This window comes from Corynebacterium matruchotii (assembly GCF_011612265.2).
GTDB classification, from domain to species: Bacteria; Actinomycetota; Actinomycetes; order Mycobacteriales; family Mycobacteriaceae; genus Corynebacterium; species Corynebacterium matruchotii.
The window spans coordinates 1,203,629-1,228,286 of record NZ_CP050134.2; the positions used below are offsets into that span (position 1 = coordinate 1,203,629).

Annotated in this window: 21 protein-coding genes and 1 pseudogene; 21 read left to right on the forward strand and 1 reads right to left on the reverse strand. The window is 61.6% G+C overall.

All coding sequences use genetic code 11. The annotated features are described in order from the left end of the window. The first annotated feature begins 3 nt into the window (after positions 1–3). The 6 genes and pseudogenes from aroB (at position 4) to HBA49_RS05460 (ending at position 5,230) form a co-directional block, all read left to right on the forward strand. Positions 4–1,116 carry a 3-dehydroquinate synthase gene (aroB, locus tag HBA49_RS05435; RefSeq protein ID WP_005526165.1) on the forward strand — a complete coding sequence of 371 codons (1,113 nt, stop codon included), beginning with the start codon at positions 4–6 and terminating at the stop codon, positions 1,114–1,116. A 13-nt stretch (positions 1,117–1,129) separates the two neighbouring features. Beyond that, positions 1,130–1,561 (forward strand): type II 3-dehydroquinate dehydratase, encoded by a 432-nt coding sequence (aroQ, locus tag HBA49_RS05440; protein WP_005521016.1) that lies wholly within the window; start codon positions 1,130–1,132, stop codon positions 1,559–1,561. A 54-nt stretch (positions 1,562–1,615) separates the two neighbouring features. After that, positions 1,616–2,707, forward strand: a complete 1,092-nt coding sequence (locus HBA49_RS05445) for an aminopeptidase P family protein (RefSeq protein ID WP_005525889.1) — start codon at positions 1,616–1,618, stop codon at positions 2,705–2,707. A gap of 104 nt (positions 2,708–2,811) precedes the next feature. After that, positions 2,812–3,375, forward strand: a complete 564-nt coding sequence (gene efp / locus HBA49_RS05450) for an elongation factor P (protein WP_034995277.1) — start codon at positions 2,812–2,814, stop codon at positions 3,373–3,375. A 2-nt stretch (positions 3,376–3,377) separates the two neighbouring features. Continuing rightward, positions 3,378–3,920 (forward strand): annotated as a pseudogene (nusB, locus tag HBA49_RS12875) (transcription antitermination factor NusB); the annotation flags it as partial. A gap of 749 nt (positions 3,921–4,669) precedes the next feature. Further along, on the forward strand, positions 4,670–5,230 hold the full coding sequence (locus tag HBA49_RS05460) for a hypothetical protein (RefSeq protein ID WP_040431841.1): 561 nt from the start codon (positions 4,670–4,672) through the stop codon (positions 5,228–5,230). A 2-nt stretch (positions 5,231–5,232) separates the two neighbouring features. On the opposite strand, the gene HBA49_RS05465 is transcribed toward HBA49_RS05460, so the two are convergent. Beyond that, positions 5,233–6,681: a TIGR01777 family oxidoreductase gene (locus HBA49_RS05465; RefSeq protein ID WP_005526183.1), complete on the reverse strand. Its 1,449-nt coding sequence runs from the start codon at positions 6,679–6,681 to the stop codon at positions 5,233–5,235. A gap of 436 nt (positions 6,682–7,117) precedes the next feature. Between HBA49_RS05465 and pyrR the strand changes: the two genes are divergently transcribed. The 15 genes from pyrR (at position 7,118) to HBA49_RS05540 (ending at position 24,653) form a co-directional block, all read left to right on the forward strand. Continuing rightward, on the forward strand, positions 7,118–7,723 hold the full coding sequence (gene pyrR / locus HBA49_RS05470) for a bifunctional pyr operon transcriptional regulator/uracil phosphoribosyltransferase PyrR (protein ID WP_005526189.1): 606 nt from the start codon (positions 7,118–7,120) through the stop codon (positions 7,721–7,723). Positions 7,724–7,736: 13 nt separating this feature from the next. After that, entirely contained in the window at positions 7,737–8,678 is a 942-nt protein-coding gene (locus HBA49_RS05475) for an aspartate carbamoyltransferase catalytic subunit (RefSeq protein ID WP_005526128.1), read from the forward strand. Positions 8,679–8,694: 16 nt separating this feature from the next. Beyond that, positions 8,695–10,044 carry a dihydroorotase gene (locus HBA49_RS05480; RefSeq protein ID WP_172493844.1) on the forward strand — a complete coding sequence of 450 codons (1,350 nt, stop codon included), beginning with the start codon at positions 8,695–8,697 and terminating at the stop codon, positions 10,042–10,044. 20 nt (positions 10,045–10,064) lie between these two features. Beyond that, the gene (gene carA, locus HBA49_RS05485; RefSeq protein ID WP_005525774.1) at positions 10,065–11,204 is read left to right on the forward strand and encodes a glutamine-hydrolyzing carbamoyl-phosphate synthase small subunit; all 1,140 of its coding nucleotides are present in this window, start codon (positions 10,065–10,067) and stop codon (positions 11,202–11,204) included. A gap of 61 nt (positions 11,205–11,265) precedes the next feature. Then, on the forward strand, positions 11,266–14,664 hold the full coding sequence (gene carB / locus HBA49_RS05490) for a carbamoyl-phosphate synthase large subunit (RefSeq protein ID WP_005525652.1): 3,399 nt from the start codon (positions 11,266–11,268) through the stop codon (positions 14,662–14,664). A 5-nt stretch (positions 14,665–14,669) separates the two neighbouring features. After that, positions 14,670–15,512 (forward strand): orotidine-5'-phosphate decarboxylase, encoded by an 843-nt coding sequence (pyrF, locus tag HBA49_RS05495; protein WP_005525905.1) that lies wholly within the window; start codon positions 14,670–14,672, stop codon positions 15,510–15,512. A 251-nt stretch (positions 15,513–15,763) separates the two neighbouring features. Further along, entirely contained in the window at positions 15,764–16,087 is a 324-nt protein-coding gene (gene mihF, locus HBA49_RS05500) for an integration host factor, actinobacterial type (RefSeq protein WP_005526293.1), read from the forward strand. 3 nt (positions 16,088–16,090) lie between these two features. Continuing rightward, positions 16,091–16,669, forward strand: a complete 579-nt coding sequence (gmk, locus tag HBA49_RS05505; RefSeq protein ID WP_005526177.1) for a guanylate kinase — start codon at positions 16,091–16,093, stop codon at positions 16,667–16,669. A gap of 78 nt (positions 16,670–16,747) precedes the next feature. After that, a complete protein-coding gene (gene rpoZ / locus HBA49_RS05510; protein ID WP_005521035.1) occupies positions 16,748–17,026 on the forward strand; it encodes a DNA-directed RNA polymerase subunit omega in 279 nt (92 codons plus the stop codon). A gap of 104 nt (positions 17,027–17,130) precedes the next feature. Then, positions 17,131–18,381 (forward strand): bifunctional phosphopantothenoylcysteine decarboxylase/phosphopantothenate--cysteine ligase CoaBC, encoded by a 1,251-nt coding sequence (coaBC, locus tag HBA49_RS05515; protein ID WP_005526569.1) that lies wholly within the window; start codon positions 17,131–17,133, stop codon positions 18,379–18,381. A 71-nt stretch (positions 18,382–18,452) separates the two neighbouring features. Then, the gene (metK, locus tag HBA49_RS05520) at positions 18,453–19,676 is read left to right on the forward strand and encodes a methionine adenosyltransferase (RefSeq protein WP_040431840.1); all 1,224 of its coding nucleotides are present in this window, start codon (positions 18,453–18,455) and stop codon (positions 19,674–19,676) included. Between the two features lie 15 nt (positions 19,677–19,691). Further along, positions 19,692–21,716 (forward strand): primosomal protein N', encoded by a 2,025-nt coding sequence (locus HBA49_RS05525; protein ID WP_005525724.1) that lies wholly within the window; start codon positions 19,692–19,694, stop codon positions 21,714–21,716. Positions 21,717–21,748: 32 nt separating this feature from the next. Next, entirely contained in the window at positions 21,749–22,258 is a 510-nt protein-coding gene (gene def, locus HBA49_RS05530; RefSeq protein ID WP_005525568.1) for a peptide deformylase, read from the forward strand. Positions 22,259–22,260: 2 nt separating this feature from the next. Next, on the forward strand, positions 22,261–23,181 hold the full coding sequence (gene fmt / locus HBA49_RS05535) for a methionyl-tRNA formyltransferase (protein ID WP_005525540.1): 921 nt from the start codon (positions 22,261–22,263) through the stop codon (positions 23,179–23,181). Continuing rightward, complete coding sequence (locus HBA49_RS05540) at positions 23,178–24,653, forward strand: RsmB/NOP family class I SAM-dependent RNA methyltransferase (protein ID WP_005521042.1); 1,476 nt, start codon at positions 23,178–23,180, stop codon at positions 24,651–24,653. The genes fmt and HBA49_RS05540 overlap by 4 nt, the downstream gene beginning before the upstream one ends. The last annotated feature ends 5 nt before the right edge of the window (positions 24,654–24,658 follow it).

Below are 24,658 nucleotides of genomic sequence, written 5' to 3' on the forward strand. Positions count from 1 at the left end.
GGCATGAGCACCCCCGATAATCCCGCTACCGCAGCCGTCACCACCGTTGAGGTGACCGGACCCAACCCGTACACCGTCACCATTGGGCATGATCTTGCTGGCGTCATCACCGATTTTGCTGCCGAACTTCACCCCACCCAGATCGCCATTATCACCCAACCGGCCCTGGCCGACTACGCCACCGCCCTGGCCGAGGCCGCCAAAACCCGCGGCATCACCCCAACCATCATGGAGATTCCCGACGCCGAATCCGGCAAAACTCTCGCGGTGGCGGAAAACTGCTGGAACGAGCTGGGGGAGAAAGCATTCGGCCGCCGGGACGTGGTGATCGGCATCGGTGGGGGAGCCGCCACCGACCTGGCTGGTTTCGTTGCCGCATCCTGGATGCGGGGCGTGCGGGTGATCCAGGTGCCCACAACCCTGCTGGCCATGGTCGATGCCGCGGTGGGCGGGAAAACCGGGGTGAACACTGCTGCGGGCAAAAACCTGGTGGGCGCCTTCCACGAGCCGGCGGCGGTCTTTATCGACCTGGACATGCTGGCTACCCTCCCCGAGGGGGAAATCGTGGCGGGCTCCGCGGAGATCATCAAGACCGGGTTCATTGCCGACCCGGTGATCCTGCAACGCTACGAAACTGACCCGGCTGCTTGCCTGCGGGTTGCCGATGGCGGCTATCTGCCGGAACTCATCCGCCGGTCGGTGGCGGTGAAAGCATCCGTGGTGGGGGAGGACCTGAAAGAATCCGGGCTGCGGGAAATCCTCAACTATGGGCACACCTTCGGGCACGCGGTTGAACTCAACGAGCAGTTCGTCTGGCGGCACGGTAACGCGGTGGCGGTGGGCATGATGTTCATCGCTAACCTCAGCCACGCTCGGGGGCTGATCGATGCGGAGCTGGTGGCGCGCCACGCCAATATTTTGTCGAGCGTTGGCCTGCCCACCAGCTATAAGCCCGGCGAATTTGATCGGCTGTATCGAGGCATGACGCGGGATAAGAAAAACCGGGACGGTAAGATCCGGTTTGTGGCCCTCACCAAGGTGGGGGAGTGTACCCGCATCACCGACGCCACCAAAGCCGAACTTGAGGCCGCCTACCAGCGGATTTCCGGGAAATAAGGGGAAGAGCGCGATGCATATCATGGTGTTAAACGGCCCGAACCTCAACCGGTTAGGCAAACGGCAACCCGACGTGTACGGGCACACCACCTTGGCGGACGTGACCGACATGGTGACCACCCACGCGGCCCAGCACGGCATCGAGGTGACGTGCCGGCAATCCAACCACGAAGGCGAACTCATCGACTGGGTGCATGAGGCGGCCGACAACGGGTGGCCGGTGATTATCAACCCGGGCGGGTTCACCCACACGTCGGTAGCATTACGGGATGCCCTCGCCGAAGTGGCGGACACGTCCGGGTTTGTGGAGGTGCACATCTCCAACGTGCACGCCCGGGAACCCTTCCGGCAGAAAAGCCTACTTTCCCCCATTGCGGTGGGTGTTATCGCAGGTTTAGGGGTTGAAGGCTACCGGTTGGCAATAGATTATTTCGCGCGTCGATAAGCGGTGTAATGTGCTTCTTAGCTGAAAAATAAGTTTTTCATTAGGAGTGACATTATGCCTTTATCCGACACCCGATTCCTGTCCCGCCGCCGCGCCCTATCCGCAAAACTCGCAGCGCAACGCGTTGACGCCATGCTCGTCACTCACCTGACGCATGTGCGCTACCTGTCGGGGTTCTCGGGATCCAATGGCGCATTATTGCTGCACAAGGACCTAGAGGCGCAGATCGCCACGGACGGCCGGTATCTCACCCAAATTGCCGCCGAGGTGCCCGACATTGAGGCCCTCGACGCCCGCGCGGTGGGCCCCGACCTGCTCGCCACCGTCACCGGGCCGAAACGCGTCGGGTTTGAAGCAGACTTCGTGTCCGTGTCGCAGCTGCAACGCCTGGAAAAAGCCGCCGGCGAAGACGTCACCCTCGTGCCCATCAGTGGCGTCATCGAAGACATCCGACTCGTCAAAGAACCCTATGAGCTGGAGCGACTCCGCGAGGTTGCGGTGATCGCCAATACCGCATTCCAGGAGCTTATCGACGAAAACCTCATTCGGGCCGGCCGCACTGAAACGGAGGTGGCTGCCGACCTGGAATACAAAATGCGCCTTCACGGTGCGGAACGCACCAGCTTTGAAACCATCGTTGCCTCTGGGCCGAACTCCGCCATGCCCCACCACGAACCCGGCGCCCGAGTGCTTGAAGAAGGCGATATCGTCACCGTTGACTTCGGGGCCCACGCCGCCGGCTACAATTCTGATACCACCCGCACCGTCATCATCAGTGACGCCGACGAATTCGCCACGGAAATCTACAACATTGTGCTAAAAGCCCAGCTCGCAGGTGTGGCCGCCGCTATTCCCGGCGCGAAACTTTCCGACGTGGACAAGGCCTGCCGTGACATCATTACCGACGCCGGCTACGGCGAATACTTCGTGCACTCCACCGGCCATGGCGTGGGCCTGGACCTGCACGAAGCTCCCTACGCCGCCACCTCGGGGCAAGGCGAACTTGTCGAGGGCATGACGCTTACCGTGGAACCCGGCATTTACGTGCCCGGCAAAGGCGGGGTGCGCATCGAAGACACCCTCATTATTACCGCAGGTCAACCCGAGAATCTGACGCATTTGGTGAAAGACCTTACGGTCGTGTAGTTGGCACCAACTGTCGGCGGTGGTGTACCCTTGCTACGTTGGAAAACCGTGTATCGGTTTTTATGCGTTCTATCAATAACTCAACCATGAAGGAAGTACCCAGCGTGGCAACAACCGCTGATTTTAAGAATGGTCTTGTGCTCAAGATCGACAATAAACTCCAGCAAATTGTGGAATTCCAGCATGTGAAGCCGGGTAAGGGGCCCGCTTTCGTGCGCACCAAGTTGAAGGATGTTGTGACCGGCAAGGTGACCGACAAAACCTTCAACGCCGGGGTTAAGGTTGAGACTGCCACCGTGGATCGTCGGGACATGACCTACCTGTACCACGATGGTTCTTCCTATGTGGTCATGGACGAAAAAACCTACGAACAATTAGAGCTAGCCGAACACATTTTCGGCAACTCTGCTAAGTTCCTGCTGGAAAACACCACCGTGCAGGTGTCGTTCCACGAGGGCGAGCCACTGTTCGCCGAACTGCCGATCTCCCTGGATCTTACGGTGTCGCACACCGAACCCGGGCTCCAAGGCGACCGCTCCAGCGGCGGCACGAAACCCGCCACCTTGGAGACCGGCGCCGAGATTCAGGTCCCCTTGTTCATTGAGACCGGTAACGTGGTGAAGGTTGATACCCGTGACGGCTCGTACCTGTCTCGCGTGAATAACTAATCGTGTCGGACTCAGGAAACCCCGCAGAACACCCGGCGGCAAAAGCATCGGGGAAAAACTATCGGCGGCATGGCGCCCGGTATCGGGCCCGTCGTCGGGCAGTCGATGTGCTCTATGAGGCAGAGGCCCGGGACGTGGACCCGGTCGCCATTGTTGAGGACCGCATTAATCTGGCCCGGGTGGACATCACCCTGGTGGCGCCCATCGCGGCATACACCAGCGAAATCATTGCCGGTGTGGCGGAAGAACTGAACCGGATTGATGACGTCATTGCCGAATACTTGGCCGAAAACTGGGAACTAAGCCGGATCTCCGCGGTGGACCGCGCTATTTTACGGGTCGCGGTATGGGAGATGATTTTCAACCCAGACGTGCCGGTGAAAACCGCGCTTTCCGAGGCCGTGGAGTTAGCTTCCCAGTATTCGGGGGCGAGTGCACCTGCCTACATTAACGCCGTCCTGGATTCGGTGGTGAAAAACATTGATGACCTGCGCCGGCTTCCCGTGGGCGTGTCCGAGGTGGATGATACGGACGAGGTGAGCTTTGCCGACGCCCTGGCGCAGGCGGGGGAGGAGCCCGATGATGCAGGTGCCGATCTGGGCGAGCATTTCGACTCGGACGAATGGGACGAATCCCCGAAATCGCCTACCGCTGAGTCCGCCGAATCTGATGAGCCGAAGCCGGATAATCAGCCCGCCAAGGTTGCTGGCCCTGAAGAACCAGCCAAGGCCGAGGCACCTGATGTTTCGGCTGAACCTACCGAGGCTGGCCAACCCGATACGCTGGGGGAGAGCGCCGCTGAGTCCGCCGACCCCGACGTGTCAGATGAGCCGGGTGGTGAGTCCGCTCAGGCCGTTGGGGGTGAAGGACCAGGTGAGGTGGCCGATGCCTCGACAGAGCCCACCGAGCCTACCGGGGAGTCGACTGAAACTACCGAGTAACCCGTCCACTCCACCGATACCGATAAGGATTAACCTCACCGCGCCAAGTTCCTCCAGTTCACCGACCCCGGTGAGTCCTGGTGGTCGTGGCGACGGTGGTGGCGACGGGGGTTATCATTACACCACCCAACCGGGCGGATTAGACAAACCAGCAGAATCAGCGAATAATTAGTGTTGGTGGTGATGAAGACCGGCATGCCGTGGGGGCATGCCGGTCTTCTACTATTTCTGCTATTTCCTTCTGCAACAATTGATACATATGTTGCGAATGGGGCTAATGTGACTAAAATAGAGATAAGTTATTCATGATTCCTATCTGAAAATTGATCCTGCTAACACGAAAGCACCAGACGATGCCAACCCCCAACCCACCCCAACCCATCCGCACTCTTGCGGCCACCATCGCCTTGGGCCTGGTACTCGCCATTGCCACCACAACCCCCGCCCACGCCGCGACGTCGACAAGCTCAGCAACAACCGACCTCATCACCAGCATCCAGACCCTCATCGACACCATCACCAACACTGCCGCCGACGAAACCCCCGACCCCAACCCGCCAGCACCCCAAGCCACCACCCCAACCACCCCATACTTCCTCGCCGCCAACTTCCCCAAAATCACCGGCGACCCCGAATCAATCCACCAAGTCGCCTTCAGCTACCTACGCAACACCGACGGCAGCCTCACCCCCATCACCGACGGCCGCTGGTTCGGCACCATAGGCGGCAAAAAACTCGCCGACTTCACCCCAACCAGCACCACCCCCGTCCTCGCCATCAACGTCAGAGAAGCCGACCTGAAAAACATCACCATCACCCACACCACCCCGGAAGGCATAAAAACTACACTCGCCGTCGTCGACCCACAACTCAGCCGCGAAGCCCAAACCACCCTCTTCGTCCCAACCGAATAAACCTAGTCCCGGCCAAATCCCGGAAACCGCCACCACCGACTCGGTGCTGACTCCGACTCCACCTCCGGCAGTGGCATCGCGGCAATATCCACCTCCGGCGCATCAAATAATTGCTCATACCCCAACTCGTGCGCCACTGCTGCCGCAAACTGCCGATACCGAAACACATGCCCCCGCTTCAATAACGTGGCCGGCAACACGCGCTGATCCGCCAACACAAACTCCTCCGCCCCCTGACTGCCCAAAAGGATCCGCGGCCCCAAATTCGGAATCGGAAACCGCGCCGGGCGATGCAGTTGCTTCCCCAAAGTGCGGACCATTTCGCTATTATGAATCGGATTCGGGGACACCGCATTAATCGGCCCAGACAGGGAAGAATCCACCGCGGCGGTAATGATAATATCCGTTAAATCATCCAGGGCAATCCACGAAAACCACGCCGTACCATCATGAAACTGCCCGCCCAAACCGGTGGAAAACAAGGTGCGCAACAGTGGCAGCATGCCGCCCCGGCCGCTCATCACCACGCCGGTACGCAGATTCACCACGCGCTTACCGGCCGAAACCGCGGCCTCGCAATCCGCCTCCCACGCCTGGGATAATTCCGCTAAAAACCCCTCGCCCGCCTCGGACGACTCCGTTAAAATCTCATCCCCCCGGTTAAAGCTGTACACGCCAATGGCCGACGCCGAAATCATCGTGTCACACTGCGGTGACTTGGCCACCAACTCCGCCAGCTTCGCCGTCGGCCCCACCCGGGAATCCCACAATGCCTGCTTGTGGGCATCAGTAAACCGACCCATGATCGGTTCGCCCGCCAAATGCACCAACACATCCACCCCGGCCAGTAAATCCGCAGCCGGCGATTGGGGGTCCCACCGGCGCTGTCGTTTCTTCGGCGTGGTGCGCACCAATTGGATCACCTTATGCCCCAACGTGGTCAGCTGGGCGGCGAGCGCCCGACCCACCAGCCCCCGCGAACCAGTGATCGCCACGGTGAAGGGATGGTCCGAAAACTGCTGAAACCGCTGCATGGCCGACATATCATGAATGAGCTGCTGCTGCCGGTAGGCGAACATGGGTGCGAGCGACGACTGGGGGAGCCGCGTATGCACCTCATCCGTGACTTTCGTCGCCGGCACTCCATTGACCTCAATCGACATGAAACTGTGGCTATGCCGCCAGGTGGCTAACGCCCGAATCGGGGCGGAAACACACACATCGGTAAAGCGAAACCCCTTGACATAGCCGGATAAATCATGGCGGGCCTCCCACTTTAATCCCGCGGGCAGTGCAAAAACCGTGGTGCCCTTGGCGAGATCCGTGGTTTGCGTTATCGGGGTGAAGGGATAAAACGGGGGATTCAGCCGCGCCACCGCACCAGGCCGGGAATGCCACGCCCATACCTCTTCCCGACGGGCCGGCACAATATGGCTGGTATTTAAGCTCATAAAATTATCCTTATGGTAGTGGGAATGAACGGGGCGGTGACGTGGCGACGACGCAGGAAACTGCGCAGATAATAGTTCGGGCAAAAATAACGCAACTGGTGGGCGCAGAAAGCACCCACACTTGTAATTAACGAACAGCCCCGGTCGATAGTTCCCCACAGATACATATTTTCCGGTTTTCGTGGCTGGAAAATATAGGCACGATCCCAGCAGGTGAGCGGCATGGCAGTAGCGGGTGAGCGACGCTCACCACCGGAAATTACCCCCTCGTGGTGCGAAAAACCGTATCAAAACACCCGAAACGGGGGTGCTGATAGGGGTGGGCTTGGGAGTGGAAACTTGGGTAAAAACAATGATAAAGTCACTTTCTGATAACTTCATAACCACCGACCAATCCTTTAACGGACCGCACAGTGAGGCGGGAAAGGAGGTCACGATGAGCGACCCAGCCGCCGACACCATCGAACTGCTCAGCAGCGAAGACGTGTCGCGCACCATCGCACGCATCGCGCACCAGATTATTGAAAAAACCGCAGTCGACTCCACCAATGCTCAGCCGTTGCTACTCCTCGGTATTCCCTCTGGTGGCGTACCCTTAGCACGCCGACTGGCGGAAAAAATTCACCAATTCACCGGGGTGACCGTCCCCGTGGGCAGCCTCGATATCACCCTGTATCGTGATGACCTGCGCAATAAACCCCACCGGGCATTACAGAAAACCAACATTCCCATCGACAAGATCGACGGCACCAATATCATCCTGGTAGACGACGTGCTGTTTTCCGGCCGTTCCATCCGGGCCGCCTTAGACGCCCTCCGCGACCTGGGCCGGCCCGACACGGTGCAGCTGGCGGTGCTGGTCGACCGGGGGCATCGGCAGCTCCCCATCCGCGCCGACTATGTGGGCAAAAACCTCCCCACCGCCCGAAGCGAGGACGTGACGGTGCTGCTAGCGGACATCGACGGCCGTGACGGTGTGTTGCTTACCCGATCCCCGGAATCGGCCCACCAGGCTGGGCCCGCCGGTGGGGGAGAACAGTGAGGAAAGCATAGCCATGAAACACCTACTCAGCATCGGCGACCTGGGCAAAGACGACATCATCGGGTTAATGGACGAGGCCGATCGGTTCCGCGAGGCCCTGGAGGGGCGGGAGCTGAAAAAACTCCCCACCCTGCGCGGCCGCACCATTTTCACCCTCTTCTACGAAAACTCCACCCGCACCCGCTCCTCGTTTGAGACCGCCGGAAAATGGATGAGCGCGGATGTGATTAACATTTCCGCATCCTCCTCCTCGGTACGCAAGGGCGAATCCCTCCAAGACACCGGGCTCACGCTTAGCGCCATTGGGGCAGACGCCCTCATCATCCGCCACTCCTCCTCCGGGGCCGCCCAGCAGTTGGCGCAGTGGGTGGCGCCGGGCGGGAACGGCCCGTCGGTGATTAACGCCGGGGACGGCGCCCACCAACACCCCACCCAGGCGCTTCTCGACGCGGTCACCATGCGGCAACGAATCGGGGAAATTTCCGGCAAAAAAATCGTGATCGTGGGGGACTGCCTGCATTCGCGGGTGGTGCGCTCCAACGTGGATCTGCTCAGCACCTTAGGCGCCGAGGTGGTGCTGGTGGCCCCACCCACCCTCATGCCCACCGGAGTAGAAAACTGGCCGGTCCGGGTCAGCTACACCATGGACCCCGAGATCGCCGATGCCGACGTGGTGATGATGCTGCGGGTCCAGCAGGAACGCATGCAGGGCGGATTCTTCCCCTCCCACCGGGAATACTCGACCCTGTACGGCATGAGCAAGGAGCGCGAATCCCGGATGAAAGACTCCGCAATCATCATGCACCCCGGCCCCATGCTGCGCGGCATGGAAATCAACTACACGGTCGCCGACGCCCCCCGCACAGCAGTGTTGCAGCAGGTATCCAATGGGGTGCACGTGCGCATGGCGGTCCTGTTCACCCTCATCGCCAGCACCGACAGCCCCGGCTTCTAGGAGAAAACTTTCCATAATGAGTACAACCATGAACTATCCAGCAACCGGGGAACTTGCCGACGCCGAACCCGGCACCCTCCTCATCACCAACGTTCGCCCCTACGGGGAAGGCGAACCCGTAAGCGTGCTTATTACCGACGGGGTCATCACCGAGGTCGGCACCGCCGCCACCACGGCTGACCGGGTGATCGACGGGGAAAATAATGTGCTCCTGCCCGGCCTGGTGGACATCCACGTGCACCTGCGGGAACCCGGCCGGGAAGACACCGAAACCATCGCCACGGGGTCCGCGGCCGCCGCGAAAGGCGGGTTCACCGCGGTGTTCACCATGGCAAACACCAACCCGGTCATGGACCAGCCGGTCATCGCCGAATCCGTGTGGTACAAGGGCCAAGCTATCGGCCTGTGCGACGTGCACCCGGTGGGATCCATCACCAAAGGCCTGGCGGGTAAAGAACTCACCGAATTCGGCATGATGGTGCACTCCGATGCGAAAGTGCGGCTCTTCTCCGACGATGGCAAATGCGTCGACAACCCCCTAATCATGCGGCGGGCCATCGAATACGCCAAAGGCTTCGACGTGCTCCTGGCCCAGCACTGCGAAGACCCCCGGTTGACCGAAGGCGCGGTCGCGCACGAAGGTGAAATCGCCGCCAAGCTGGGGTTGCGTGGCTGGCCGCGGGTCGCCGAGGAAGCCGTCGTGGCCCGGGACGCCCTCCTGTGCCGCGACTACGGCAACCGCATGCACATCTGCCACGCATCGACCCGCGGCACGGTTGAACTCGTGCGGTGGGCCAAAGACCAAGGCATCCCACTCACCGCCGAAGTCACCCCCCACCACCTGCTGCTTACCGACGAACGCTTGACGACGTACGACGGCGTCAACCGGGTCAACCCGCCCCTCCGGGAAGCCGACGACACCATTGCCCTCCGGGACGCCCTCCTCGACGGCACCGTGGACTGCGTGTCCACCGACCACGCCCCCCACGGGTCGGAAGAAAAATGCTGCGAATTCGAACACGCCCGCCCCGGCATGCTCGGCCTGGAAACCTCCCTGGCCATCGTCGCGGAACTCTTCGTCAAATCCGGCCTGGCCGACTGGCGGTTCGTGGCGAAAGTCATGAGCGAACGGCCCGCCGAAATCGTCCAACTCCCCGGCCACGGCCGCCCCATCGCCGCCGGCGAACCCGCCAACCTCACCATCGTCGACCCGGGCAAAACCTGGACCGTTGCCGCCGACGACCTGGCATCCAAGGCGGACAACACCCCTTATGAAAACATGGAATTCACCACCAAAGTCACCACCACCATCCTCCGCGGCCGACTGACCTGCGTCAACGGTGAAGCCCAAGCCCCCCGAAACTAGACACAACGAAAGGTCCCACCGTGACACACCACCGCACCACCGCACGCCTCGTGCTTGCCGACGGGAAAGTCTTCACCGGCACCAGCTTCGGCGCCACCGGCACCACCCTTGGGGAAGCCGTGTTCACCACCGCCATGACCGGCTACCAAGAAACCATGACCGACCCCTCCTACCACCGGCAAATCGTTGTCGCCACCGCACCCCAAATCGGCAACACCGGCTGGAACGATGAAGACGACGAATCCCGCGGCTCCCGCATCTGGGTGGCGGGCTTAGTCATCCGGGACCTCTCCGCCCAGGTCTCCAGCTGGCGGGCCACCCGCAGCCTCGAAGACGAAATGATCGCCCAAAACATCATCGGCATTGCCGGCGTCGACACTCGAACAATTGTTCGTCACCTGCGGAATTTTGGGTCCATCTCCGCCGGCATCTTCTCCGGGGAGGCGGCAGATCAGCCCGTCGAAAAGCTCATCGAAACTGTGCGATCACAACCCGCCATGGCCGGACTCGACCTCGCCGAACAAGTCAGCACCACCGAACCCTACATCGTCGAACCCATCGGCGAACACAAATTCACAGTCATCGCCTACGACATGGGCATCAAAACCAACACCCCACGCAACTTCGCCCACCGTGGCATCCGCACCATCATCGTCCCTGCCAACACCCCATACGCCGACATCGCCGCATATAATCCCGACGGCGTATTCGTCTCCAACGGGCCCGGCGACCCCGCCACCGCCGACACCATGGTCGGCATCGTCCGCGACATCCTCGCCGCAAAAATCCCCTTCTTCGGCATCTGCTTCGGCAACCAAATCCTCGGACGCGCCCTAGGACTCAACACCTACAAAATGAAATTCGGGCACCGCGGCATCAACGTTCCCGTCCTCAACCACCTCACCGGAACCATCGACATCACCTCACAAAACCACGGCTTTGCCCTCGAAGGCACCGCCGGCACCACCTTCACCACCCCCTACGGCGACGCCCAAGTCACACACACCTGTTTGAACGACGGGACCGTGGAAGGCGTCGCCCTCACCTCAGGACTCGCCTACTCGGTGCAATACCACCCCGAATCCGCTGCCGGCCCCCACGACGCCAACCCACTCTTCGACCAATTCGTCACCCTCATGGCCAACCACAAAACCCACTAACCCGGACAAACCGCCGATAACCACCACAAACCACCCCACAACAACTAGGAAGCAATAACTCATGCCCAAGCGTAACGACATCAACCACGTCCTGGTCATCGGCTCCGGCCCCATCGTCATCGGCCAAGCCTGCGAATTCGACTACTCCGGCACCCAAGCCTGCCGAGTACTCAAAGAAGAAGGCATGCGAGTCACCCTCATCAACTCCAACCCGGCCACCATCATGACCGACCCCGAATTCGCCGACCACACCTACGTGGAACCCATCGAAGCCGAATACATCGAACGCATATTTGAAAAAGAAATCGCGCAAGGGCACCCCATCGACGCGGTACTCGCCACCCTCGGCGGCCAAACCGCCCTCAACGCCGCCATCCAACTCGACCGCCGCGGCTCCCTCAAAAACTACAACGTCGAACTCATCGGCGCCGACATCGACGCCATCGAACGCGGCGAAGACCGCCAAAAATTCAAAGACATTGTCGCAAAAATCGGCGGCGAATCCGCCCGCTCCCGCGTCTGCCACACCATGGACGAAGTCCACGAAACCGTCGCCGAACTCGGCCTCCCCGTCGTCGTCCGACCCTCCTTCACCATGGGCGGCCTCGGCTCCGGCCTCGCCTTCACCCCCGAAGACCTCGAACGCATCGCCGGCGGCGGCCTCGCAGCCTCCCCCGAAGCCAACGTCCTCATCGAAGAATCCATCCTCGGCTGGAAAGAATACGAACTCGAACTCATGCGCGACGGCGCCGACAACGTCGTCGTCATCTGCTCCATCGAAAACGTCGACGCCCTCGGCGTCCACACCGGCGACTCCGTAACCGTCGCACCAGCCATGACCCTCACCGACCGCGAATACCAAAAAATGCGCGACCAAGGCATCGCCATCATCCGCGAAGTCGGCGTCGACACCGGCGGCTGCAACATCCAATTCGCCCTCAACCCCACAACCGGCCGACTCATCACCATCGAAATGAACCCCCGAGTCTCCCGCTCCTCCGCCCTCGCATCCAAAGCCACCGGATTCCCCATCGCAAAAATCGCCGCCAAACTCGCCATCGGCTACACCCTCGACGAAATCACCAACGACATCACCGGCATCACCCCCGCCGCATTCGAACCCACACTCGACTACGTAGTCGTCAAAGCCCCCCGCTTCGCCTTCGAAAAATTCGTCGGCGCCGACGACACCCTCACCACCACCATGAAATCCGTCGGCGAAGCCATGGCCCTAGGACGCAACTACATCGCCGCCCTCGGCAAAGTCATGCGCTCCCTCGAAAACAAACAAGCCGGCTTCTGGACCATCCCCGACGAAACCTTCGCCGGCGACCGAGCCACCAACATCGACGCCATCCTCGCCGACCTCAACCGACCCACCGAAGGCCGCATGTACGACGTCGAACTCGCCCTCCGACTCGGCGCCACCATCGACCAAGTCCACCAAGCCTCCGGCATCGACCCCTGGTTCCTCGCCGAACTAAGCAACCTCGTCCAATTCCGCGACGAACTCGTCACCGCCCGAGTCCTCGACGAACACCTCCTCCGCCGCGCCAAATACTACGGACTCTCCGACCGCCAAATCGCCGCCCTCCGACCAGAATTCGCCGGCGAAGACGGCGTCCGCCGACTCCGCTGGTCCCTCGGCATCCGACCCGTCTTCAAAACCGTCGACACCTGCGCCGCCGAATTCGAAGCCACCACCCCCTACTACTACTCCAGCTACGAACTCGACCCCGCCGCCGAAACCGAAGTCACCCCCCAAACCACCAAAGAAAAAATCATCATCCTCGGCTCCGGCCCCAACCGCATCGGCCAAGGCATCGAATTCGACTACTCCTGCGTCCACGCAGCCCTAGAACTCTCCCGCGTCGGATACGAAACCGTCATGGTCAACTGCAACCCCGAAACCGTCTCCACCGACTATGACACCGCCGACCGCCTCTACTTCGAACCCCTCACCTTCGAAGACGTCATGGAGGTCTACCACGCCGAAACCCAATCCGGCACCGTCGCCGGCGTCATCGTCCAACTCGGCGGCCAAACCCCCCTCGGACTCGCCGAAAAACTCCGCGACGCCGGCGTCCCAGTCATCGGCACCACCCCCGAAGCCATCAACCTCGCCGAAGACCGCGGCGAATTCGGCGAAGTACTCCACGCCGCCAACCTCCCCGCACCCGCCTTCGGCACCGCCACCAGCTTCGCCGAAGCCAAAAACGTCGCCAACCACATCGGCTACCCCGTCCTCGTCCGCCCCTCCTATGTCCTCGGCGGCCGCGGCATGGAAATCGTCTACGACGAACCCTCCCTCGCCGACTACATCCAACGAGCCACCGAAATCACCTCCGACCACCCCGTCCTCGTCGACCGCTTCCTCGACAACGCCATCGAAATCGACGTCGACGCCCTCTGCGACGGCACCGACGTCTACCTCGCCGGCGTCATGGAACACATCGAAGAAGCCGGCATCCACTCCGGCGACTCCGCCTGCGCCCTCCCACCCATGACCCTCGGCCCCGAAGACATCGACAAAGTCCGCGCCTCCACCGTCGCCCTCGCCCACGGCATCGGCGTCCACGGCCTCATGAACGTCCAATTCGCCCTCAAAGACGACATCCTCTACGTTATTGAAGCCAACCCCCGCGCCTCCCGCACCGTCCCCTTTGTCTCCAAAGCCACCGGCGTCCACCTCGCCAAAGCCGCCGCCCGCATCATGACCGGCACCACCATCGCCCAGCTCAAAGCCGAAGGACTCATCCCCACCGACTACGACGGCGGCTCCCTGCCCCTCGACGCCCCCATCGCCGTGAAAGAAGCCGTCCTCCCCTTCAACCGGTTCCGTCGCCCCGACGGCACCTCCCTCGACACCCTCCTCTCCCCGGAAATGAAATCCACCGGCGAAGTCATGGGCCTCGCCGACAACTTCGGCGCCGCCTACGCCAAAGCCGAACAGGCAGCCTTCGGCGCCCTCCCCACCACCGGCACCGTCTTCGTCTCGGTAGCCAACCGGGACAAACGCACCCTCATTTTCCCCATCCAACGCCTCGCCTCCCTCGGATTCACCATGCTCGCCACCACCGGCACCGCCGCCATGCTGCGCCGCAACGGTGTGCAATGCGAAACCGTCCTCAAACACTCCGACGTCGCCCAACCCGGCGATACCCGGAAATCCATTGTGGATTTGATCCGCGCCGGGGAAGTGGACCTGATTTTGAACACGCCGGCCGGGTCGGCGGGCGCACGCCATGATGGCTATGGCATTCGGGCGGCCGCCGTGAACGTGGGCGTGCCCCTGATTACCACCGTGCAGGGGGTGACGGCTGCGGTGCAGGGCATTGAAGCACTGCAACGAGGCGGGTTGGGGGTGCGTGCGCTGCAAGAACTCGACCACTCGCCGAAACACGCCGCCTACGTGGCCGCCAAAACCGCCGCCGAAGACTCAACGGGGAAAGGGGAGTAGGGTCCATGCACGACTCGGGCAACACTGACTCTGGTAGCACCTTTGGGGAGAAACTCCGGGCGGCGGGAGAGCGGCACGGCCGCCTCTGCGTGGGCATCGACCCACACAAATCCCTGCTCGAATCCTGGGGATTCGAAAACACCATCGAGGGGCTGGCCGCGTTCAGCGCCATCTGTGTAGATGCCTTCGCTGGCCATGTAGCGTTAGTGAAACCCCAAGTGGCGTTTTACGAGGCCTTCGGTTCAGCCGGGTTTGCCGTGCTAGAAACCACCATGGCCGCGCTGCGTTCGGCTGGAACGCTGGTGGTGGCGGACGCAAAACGAGGTGATATTGGCTCCACCATGGCGGGCTACGCCGAGGCATGGTTGACGCCAGGATCGCCCCTGGAGGCGGATGCTGTGACGTTATCACCCTACCTGGGGTTCGAATCGCTCCGCCCCGCACTTGACATCGCACAAAAATTCGGTAAAGGGGTGTTTGTGTTGGCGGCCACCAGTAACCCAGAAGCTGCCACCGTGCAGGGTTGCCACACGGAGCACGGGGTCACCATATCACAGCAGATCGTCGACGCATGCGCGCAGGAAAACTCGGCCTACCAGCCGGCGGTTGGAAGCGTCGGAGTGGTGGTGGGTGCCACCTTGGCTACGCCACCAGATTTGCGGAAACTCCATGGTCCGGTGCTGCTCCCCGGAGTGGGGGCACAGGGGGCAACCGCCAAAGATGTTAAGCGGATCACAAAAGAATTGGTGGGGTTGAGTTTTCCCAGCGTATCGCGGGGTATCCTTTCGGTCGGGCCGAAAGTTTCTACTCTGAAAAAAGCCGTAGACAATGTGGTGAAAGAAATTTAATATTTGACCATTTCGCCAGTTCGCGTCACACGATAGGGGCGAAATGGACGCCTATTGACCTGCGACTTTCCAATTGAAATTGGTGATTACCTGATCTTTTGTGATTAGGTGCTACACTGGGGCGAAATCTACCGGGATATTCCCAGTGCATGTTTCCTGCGTGTATGGTAGATTTCCGCAGGTGGAATCATTTACTGATTTTCACTGCAACCTATAGACATTTATCGAACTTATTGAATCGGAGGAATCCCGTGGCCCTTCCACAGTTGACCGATGAGCAGCGCAAAGAAGCCCTCGCTAAGGCTGCCGAGGCGCGTAAGGCACGTGCAGAGCTCAAAGAGCAGCTCAAGCGCGGTGACATTTCCCTGAAGGAGGTTTTGGCAAAGGCCTCCAGCGACGAAATCATTGGTAAGACCAAGGTCTCGGCTCTTTTGGAATCCTTGCCCAAGGTTGGCAAGGTGAAGGCTAAGGAAATCATGGACGAGCTGGAGATCGCCCAGACTCGCCGGTTGCGGGGCTTGGGTGACCGTCAGCGTCGCGCCCTGCTGGAGCGTTTCGGTTTCTCTGAGGACTAAAACGTGGTTGGCGATAACCCTCATCAGGGCCGGTTAGTGGTATTACTTGGCCCGTCTGCCGTGGGAAAGTCCACGGTGGTTCATCGCCTCCGCGAAGAATTGCCCACCATGTATTTTTCGGTCTCTATGACCACCCGTGCTCCCCGCCCTGGGGAGGTAGATGGTGTGCACTATTTCTTCGTGACTCCCGAGGAGTTCCAACGTCGAATTGACGCCGGTGAAATGCTCGAATGGGCGGATATTCACGGCGGGCTGCAACGTTCGGGAACTCCCGCGGGCCCCGTCGACCAGGCGCTTTCGGCCGGCCGCCCAGTGTTGGTGGAGGTAGATCTGGTGGGGGCTCGTGCGATCGCCGCCATAAAACCCGAGGCGGAGACTGTGTTTTTAGCGCCCCCTTCATGGGAAGTGCTGGTGGAACGGCTCACTGGGCGTGGTACGGAATCTGATGCTACTATTCAGCGTCGGTTAGAAACCGCTCGGGTAGAACTTGCGGCGCAGAACGAATTCCGGCACGTCATTGTCAACGATGATGTGGAGCGGGCGGTAGCCCAATTGCGGAATATTTTGTTAGGCGTCAAGTGAGCCGATTGGGTCCCGCATATTTGAGGGACTAAGCTAGAAACCGCAGTATAAACGTTCAAGTAAAGGTATCAATATCTCGTGAGCAAAGTGTCGGAAAGCAATCAGCGCGTCTACGATAAGCCGATCGGTATCACTGATCCGCCAATTGATGAGCTACTGGACCACGTATCCTCGAAGTATGCGCTGGTGATCTTTGCAGCTAAGCGCGCCCGGCAAATTAACTCCTACTACCGGCAGCAAGACGAAGGTGTGTTCGAATTCGTGGGTCCGTTGGTGGATCCACCGACCGAGCAGAAACCCCTCTCGACCGCCCTACTGGAAATCCAAGAAGGCATGCTGGATCACGAAGAAGGCTAATTTCTTCTGAAATATTGACCCGCCCACGACTCTTGTGGGTGGGTTGTTATTTTTTAGCTTGTCGACGCCCTCCCGGTGAAATACGTCGGAATTGATAGACTGATTTGGTGGAGAATCAGAAGAAAATAGTTGTTGGCGTCACCGGTGGCATTGCCGCCTATAAGGCCTGCCATATAGTGCGGGCATTCAAAGAAGCAGGCGACGACGTTACCGTTGTGCCCACGGAGATGGCCCTGCGGTTTGTGGGGAAAGCCACCTTTGAGGCCCTGAGCGGCAATCCCGTATCCACCACCGTCTTCGACGCGGTAGATGAGGTGCAGCATGTGGCGGTTGGGAAGCAGGCCGATCTCATTGTGGTGGCGCCAGCCACCGCCGACTTCATGGCCCGGGTTGCCGCCGGCCGGGCCGATGATCTGCTCACCGCGACGATTCTCGTGGCCACCTGCCCCGTGGTGTTTGCCCCCGCCATGCACACCGAAATGTGGCTGAACCCTGCTACCCAGGCCAATGTGCATATTCTGCGCAGCCGAAACATTGTGGTGCTAGAGCCCGACCATGGGCGGCTCACCGGGGCGGACATTGGCCCCGGCCGGATGCTGGAACCAAACCATATTGTTGAGCTGGCCCGCACCGTCTACGATGGGGAATCTCTCCAACCCACCCTGGTGGGGAAGACCCTGCTGGTCACGGCCGGTGGCACCAGGGAACCCATCGACCCGGTGCGGTATATTGGCAATCGTTCTTCCGGCCGGCAGGGGCTGGCCATTGCGGATATTGCGGTGCAGCGGGGGGCGACGGTTTTTGTGGTTGCCGGCCATACCGAATCCGACATTCCCTCCGGGGCGACCGTGGTGCGGGTGGAGTCGGCCCGGGAGATGCGGGACGAGGTGGAACGTCTCTCGGGCGGCGCGGACATTATCGTTATGGCGGCCGCGGTGGCGGATTTCCGCCCCGAACATGTGGCCGAATCCAAGTTGAAGAAGGGCACCCACACGGATGCATTGAGCACGATTCATTTGGTGGAGAACCCGGACGTCCTGCGGTCGGTCGTCGACAAGCGAGAGTTGCGGGAGTTGTCGGAGCACGCAATCATCGTGGGGTTCGCCGCGGAAACCGGGGATGATGTGGGCACCGTGCTTGATTACGCCCGGGCCAAACTGGCGAAAAAGGGTTGTGACCTGCTGATGTGCAACGATGTTTCCGGCGGTAAGGTGTTCGGGCAGGCCAATAATCGAGGGTTCCTGCTCGCCCGCAACGGTGCCATTATTAATATTGCTGACGGAAGTAAACACGTGGTAGCTGCACAAATCCTTGACGTCATCGAGGCTTTAAACCAAGCAGACTTGCCGGATTAGACAGCTTAGTCTATATTTGGTTGTGCTCGGGCGCCTATTCAGGCGCATGCTCAAACCGAAAGAATCATTTTATGCCTCATAACACCTTGCGCTTGTTCACCAGCGAATCCGTCACCGAAGGGCATCCCGATAAAATCTGTGACGCCATCTCCGACAGCATACTTGACGCGATTTTGGCCCAGGATCCCACCGGCCGGGTAGCGGTAGAAACCCTGGTCACCACCGGGCAGGTGCACGTGGTAGGGGAGGTGCGCACCACCTCCTATGTGGATATCGCCACCCTGGTGCGCCAAACCCTGGTCGATATCGGGTTCGTGTCCTCTGACGTGGGGTTTGACGGCCGCACCTGCGGCGTGAACATTGCTATTGGTGAACAATCCGCCGAAATCGGCGACTCCGTTTCCGTCTCCCAAGAGGTCCGCGACGGGCATGACACGGACGCCGACGACCAAGCCGGCGCCGGCGACCAGGGCCTCATGTTCGGCTACGCCTCCAACGAAACCCCCGAATACCTGCCGCTGCCGATTTCGCTCGCCCACCGGCTATCCCGCCGGCTCACCCAGGTCCGCAAGGAAGGCATTGTCCCGCACCTCCGCCCCGACGGAAAAACGCAGGTCACCTTGGGGTACGATGATGTGGGCCGGCCGGTACGACTCGATACCGTGGTGGTGTCCGCCCAACACGACCCCGACGTGACCCAAGAATGGCTGCGGCAGCAACTCCAAACCCACGTGGTCGACTGGGTGCTTGACGACGCTAACCTCGACGGCATCGACACCACCAGTTACACCCTGCTCGTCAACCCCTCCGGCTCGTTCATCCTCGGCGGTCCCATGGGGGATGCCGGCCTGACCGGCCGAAAAATCATTGTTGACACCTACGGCGGCATGGCCCGCCACGGGGGTGGCGCATTCTCCGGGAAAGACCCCAGCAAGGTGGACCGATCCGGGGCGTACGCCATGCGGTGGGTGGCGAAAAACATTGTTGCCGCCGGCCTCGCCGACCGGGCCGAAGTCCAGGTCGCCTACGCTATTGGCCGGGCAAAACCCGTCGGCCTCTATGTGGAAACCTTCGGCACCGCCCACCATGGCCTGACCGACGCCCACATCCAACAAGCAGTCACGCAAGTATTCGACCTGCGGCCGGCTGCGATCATTCGGGAACTCGACCTGCTGCGACCCATGTACGCTCGCACCGCCGCATACGGCCATTTCGGCCGCGACGACCTTGACCTGCCTTGGGAACAAACCAACCGGGTCACCCAACTTCGGGACGCCCTCCATATCCAGGGTTGATGCTACAATAGGCGAATGCCAAAAACCCGGGAACCTGCCACATACGCGCCGGTAGCGCGGGTTTTACCCCTACTCGGTTTGAGCGTCATCGACCGTTACTTCGACTACCGCATCGACACCAAGTTATCCGATGCCGCCCAACCGGGGGTGCGGGTCCGGGTCCGGTTTCATAACCGAATGGTCGACGGCATCCTCCTCGACCGGGTTGCCGAATCCGAATTTGGTGGGGAACTCAGCTGGCTCGACCGCGTAGTGTCCCCGGAAATCGTATACCCGCCCAGCACCCGGAAACTCGTCGAAGCCATCGTCAACCGCTACGCCGGCACCACCAGCGACCTCATCCGCCTCGCCATACCCTCCCGCCACGCGGGTGCGGAAACCACCGACACCACCACCGCGTGGGAAGAACTCGGCAAGGTAGGGGAACCCGACCTGTCGCACTGGTCCAGCTACACCCACGGGGAATCCTTCGTAGATGCGGTCCTACGGGGCCAAACCGCCCGGGCCGCCTGGCAAATCCTCCCCGGCGACGACTGGGCGGCGGCACTCGCGGCCCTCGCCGTGAAAGTAGTCAAAGACGGCGGCGGCGCCCTCATCATCCTTCCCGACCAGCGGGACATAGACCACATGGAACGAGCCCTGCGGAACCTCGTCTCCCCGAAACAAATCACGATCCTCACCGCATCCCAAGGCCCGCAAGCCCGCTACAGTCGATTCCTGAGCATCCTGCACGGCCAAGGCCGGCTGGTGATTGGCACCCGATCCGCGGTGTTCGCCCCCATCGCTAACCTCACACTCGCCATCATCAAAGACGACGGTGACCCCAGCCTGGTAGAAACCCGCGCCCCCTACTTTCACGCCCGGGAAGTACTCACCACCCGCTCCGCCCAGGAACAATGCTCCCTCATCATCGCCGGGCATGCCCGCACCGCCGAAACCCAACTCCTGGTCGACTCCGGGTGGGCACACGACCTGGTTGCCGGCCGCGACACCATCCGCACCCGCATGCCCCACATCCACGCATCCGGTGACACCGATGCCGCCTTAGAACGCGACCGCCACGCCCGCGGCTCCCGCCTGCCCAGCAGCGCCTACCAGGCTATCCGGGCCGCCCTCGACCGCGGCGCCCCCGCCCTGGTGCAGGTGCCGCGCAAAGGCTACGTGCCCATCCTCGCCTGCCGCCACTGCCGAACCCACGCCCGCTGTCGCCATTGCAACGGCCCCCTCGGCATCCCCTCCGGCGATGATTACGCGACACCCAGCTGCGGCTGGTGCGGCCGCCAAGACCCCAACTACCGGTGCACCAACTGCGGTGGCACCGGGGTGCGGGCCGTGGTGCTAGGGCACGACCGCACCGCCGAAGAATTCGGCCGGGCCTTCCCCCAAACCACAATCATCGTGTCCGGCGGCAATAAAATCATCGACACCATCCCCGCCGAACCAACCATCGTCATCGCCACCCCCGGCGCCGAACCCCAAGTCACAGACGGCAACTACGGTGCCGCCGTGCTGCTCGATGCGTGGGCGCTCCTCAACCGGCAAGACCTCCGCGCCACCGAAGAAACCCTCACCAAATGGGCGCACGCCACCAGCCTGGTCGCCAGCCGCGCCCACCAGGGGGAAGTTGTGGTCGCCGCCGACCCGGGAATACCCATCGTCCAAAACCTCATCCGGTGGGACATGGTTTCCGCCGCCCGCCGCGAACTCGACGAACGCCGCGACGTCGAATTCCCCCCAACCGTCCACATGGCCGCCATCGACGGCACCGTGACCGCGCTCCACCACTTCATCGACCAACTCGACCTGCCGGAAACCGCAGAAATACTCGGCCCGGTCGACCTGCCACCCGGGGAAAAACTCCCGGGAAGCACCGCCATGAAAGACTACAACGAACCGGTCCAACGCATCCTCGTCCGCGCCCCACTGGGGCCCCGAAACCAATTAGGCATGGTACTCAAAGCCGCATACACTGCGGTGCGGACCCTGCATAAAAATGACACCCCGGTCCGCATCCAGGTAGACCCCATCCATATCGGCTAACGCTTAAATCCTTGAAGGAGGCACTTATTCACATGACTAGCCACGACATTCGAATCTTCGGCGATCCCGTGCTCACCAGCCGCGCCGACGAAATCACCGCCTTTGACGACTCCCTGAAACATCTGGTCGAAGACATGCTCGACACCATGGACGCCGCTGGTGGCGTCGGCCTCGCCGCCAACCAAATCGGGGTGCTGCGCCGGGTTTTCGTCTTCGACTGCACCACCGAGGAAGACGGGATGCGGGGGCATATCATCAACCCCCAGTGGGAGCCAGTGGGGGAGGAGACCCAGCTTGGGCCCGAAGGGTGCCTCTCCATTCCCGAGGTGCTCGCCGACACCGAACGCTACCAAACCGTGCGGGTCACCGGCTACGACTACGACGGTAACCCCCTGACCATCACGGCCTCCGGGCTCATGGCCCGGTGCATCCAACACGAAACCGACCATTTGGATGGGGTGCTGTTCCTCCGACGCCTCACCCCGGAGCGTCGCAAAGAAGCCATGGCCTACATCCGCCAAGCAGACTGGTTTAATAAATAATCATGCGCATCATTTTCGCGGGAACCCCCGAACCGGCAGCCTGTGCCCTCACCGCCCTGCTGGCCAGCAACCACGACGTTATTGCGGTCATTACCCGACCCGACGCCCGGAAGGGTCGGGGCCGCACCTACTACCCTTCACCGGTGAAAGAGCTCGCCACCAGCCATGACATTCCAGTGCTCACCCCCACCAGCCTGCGCGACAATGACGAGTTCCGCTCCGAACTACGCCGGCTGAAACCGGATTGCGTGCCAGTTGTGGCCTACGGCAATCTCATCCCCCAAGATGTGCTGAATTTGGTCCCTTGCGGGTTTATTAACCTGCACTTTAGCCTCCTGCCGCGGTGGCGGGGGGCGGCCCCCGTGCAGGCGGCCATCCACGCCGGCGACGCCGTCACCGGGGCCACCACCTTCCGCATCGACCCCGGACTTGACACCGGGGACATCATTGGGCAGCTCACCGAGCCCATCGACCCCGCCGACACCGCCGACAGCCTCCTGGAGCGGCTCGCCCACCGGGGCGCCAACCTATTGACCCGCACCATGGACATGATCGCCGACGGCACCGCCGAATACCGGCCCCAGGACGGCGTAGCCACCCACGCCCACAAGATCACGGTCGCTGACGCCCGCGTGGACTGGACCCAACCCGCCGAAAGCATTGACCGCGCCATCCGCGCCGTCACCAGCAGCCCCGGTGCCTGGAGCACGATAGGGGAGCAGCGCATCAAACTGGGACCGGTCACCCACACCACCGACCCGCACATGCGGCCCGGTGACATCCATGTGGCAAAAAACCGCATCCTGGTGGGCACCGGCACCACCCCGGTGAGCCTGGGCCGGGTGCAACCATCGGGGAAGAAACCCATGCCCGCCGCCGACTGGGCCCGCGGCACCATGATTGAAGGGAAACGATTCGAATGAGTCTAGAGAAAAAACCCGGCGGGTTCCGTTCCCGCGCCAAAGGCGAAAAACGGGCGCCCGCCTTCGGGAACCGTCCCATGGCGCCGCGGCCGACCCGCTACCAGCCCGGTGGGGATCCGCGCGCCCTGGGGGATGTGGACTTGGCCCGGGCCGTCGCCTTTGACGTGCTCTACCGCGTCAACGTCGAGGGCACGTACGCCAACCTGGCCCTCCCCAAAGCGCTGACCGAATACCGGCTCAAACGCCGCGACGCCGCCTTCGCCACCGAAATCACCTACGGCACCCTGCGGGTCCAAGGCATACTCGATATCGTCATAGCCCACTGTTCCTCCCGGCCGCTCGACAGCATTGATCCGGCGGTGCTTGGTGCCATCCGGCTGGGCGCCTACCAGCTGCTCTACACCCGGGTGGAACCGCACGCGGCCGTGGACTCCGCCGTGAAAATCGTCGCCGCCACCGGAAACGAACAGGCCAAAGGCTTCGCCAACGGCATCCTGCGGAAAATATCCCGCACCACGCCCGAAGCCTGGTGGGAGAAGCTCCAACCCGCCGACGAACTCGCCGCCATTGCCTTCCGCCACGCCCACCCCGAATGGGTCGCTAAAAGTTTCGAACAGGCCCTGGGGGGTCGTGACGAACTAGACGCCGCCCTCGCCGCCGATTCCGAGCGCCCCATCGTGCACCTCGTGGCTCGCCCCGGGGAGATCACCGCCGAGGAACTCGCCCTCATGACCGGTGGTGATGAAGGAACCTACTCGCCCTACGCCGTCTACCTGCCCGGCGGTGACCCCGGCCGCATCGACGCCGTCCGCGACGGGCTGGCCGCGGTGCAGGACGAAGGGTCCCAGCTCATTGCCCGCGCCCTCACCGAAGCCCCCCTCGACGGGCCCGACGGTGGGCACTGGCTTGACCTGTGTGCCGGCCCCGGCGGCAAGGCCGCGCTCCTGGGGGCCATTGCCCGCATCGAATCCGCCACCGTCGACGCCGTGGAGGTCCAACCCCACCGCGCGAAACTCGTCCAACAAACCGTCCGCGACCTCCCCGTCACGGTGCACACCATGGACGGCCGTAACCCCAGCTTCGAATACCAATTCGACCGGGTGTTGGTGGATGCCCCCTGCTCCGGCCTCGGCGCCCTCCGGCGCCGCCCCGAGGCCCGCTGGCGCAAACAAGAATCCGACATTGCCCAATTGGCGCAACTCCAATACGAACTCCTTGCCTCCGCCATTAACCTCACCCGCCCAGGTGGCATCATCGTCTACTCCACCTGCTCGCCCGATCTTCGGGAAACCCGCGGCGTCGTCAATAAAGCCCTGGAAAACCACCCGGTTGTCGAACTCGACGCCCACCCGCTCGTCCCCAACATGGAGAACACAGGGGAAGAAAAATCCGTACAAATGTGGCCCCACCGCCACCACACCGACGCCATGTTTTTCGCCGTCTTGAAGAAAACCCCCGAGAAACTAGGATAACAATC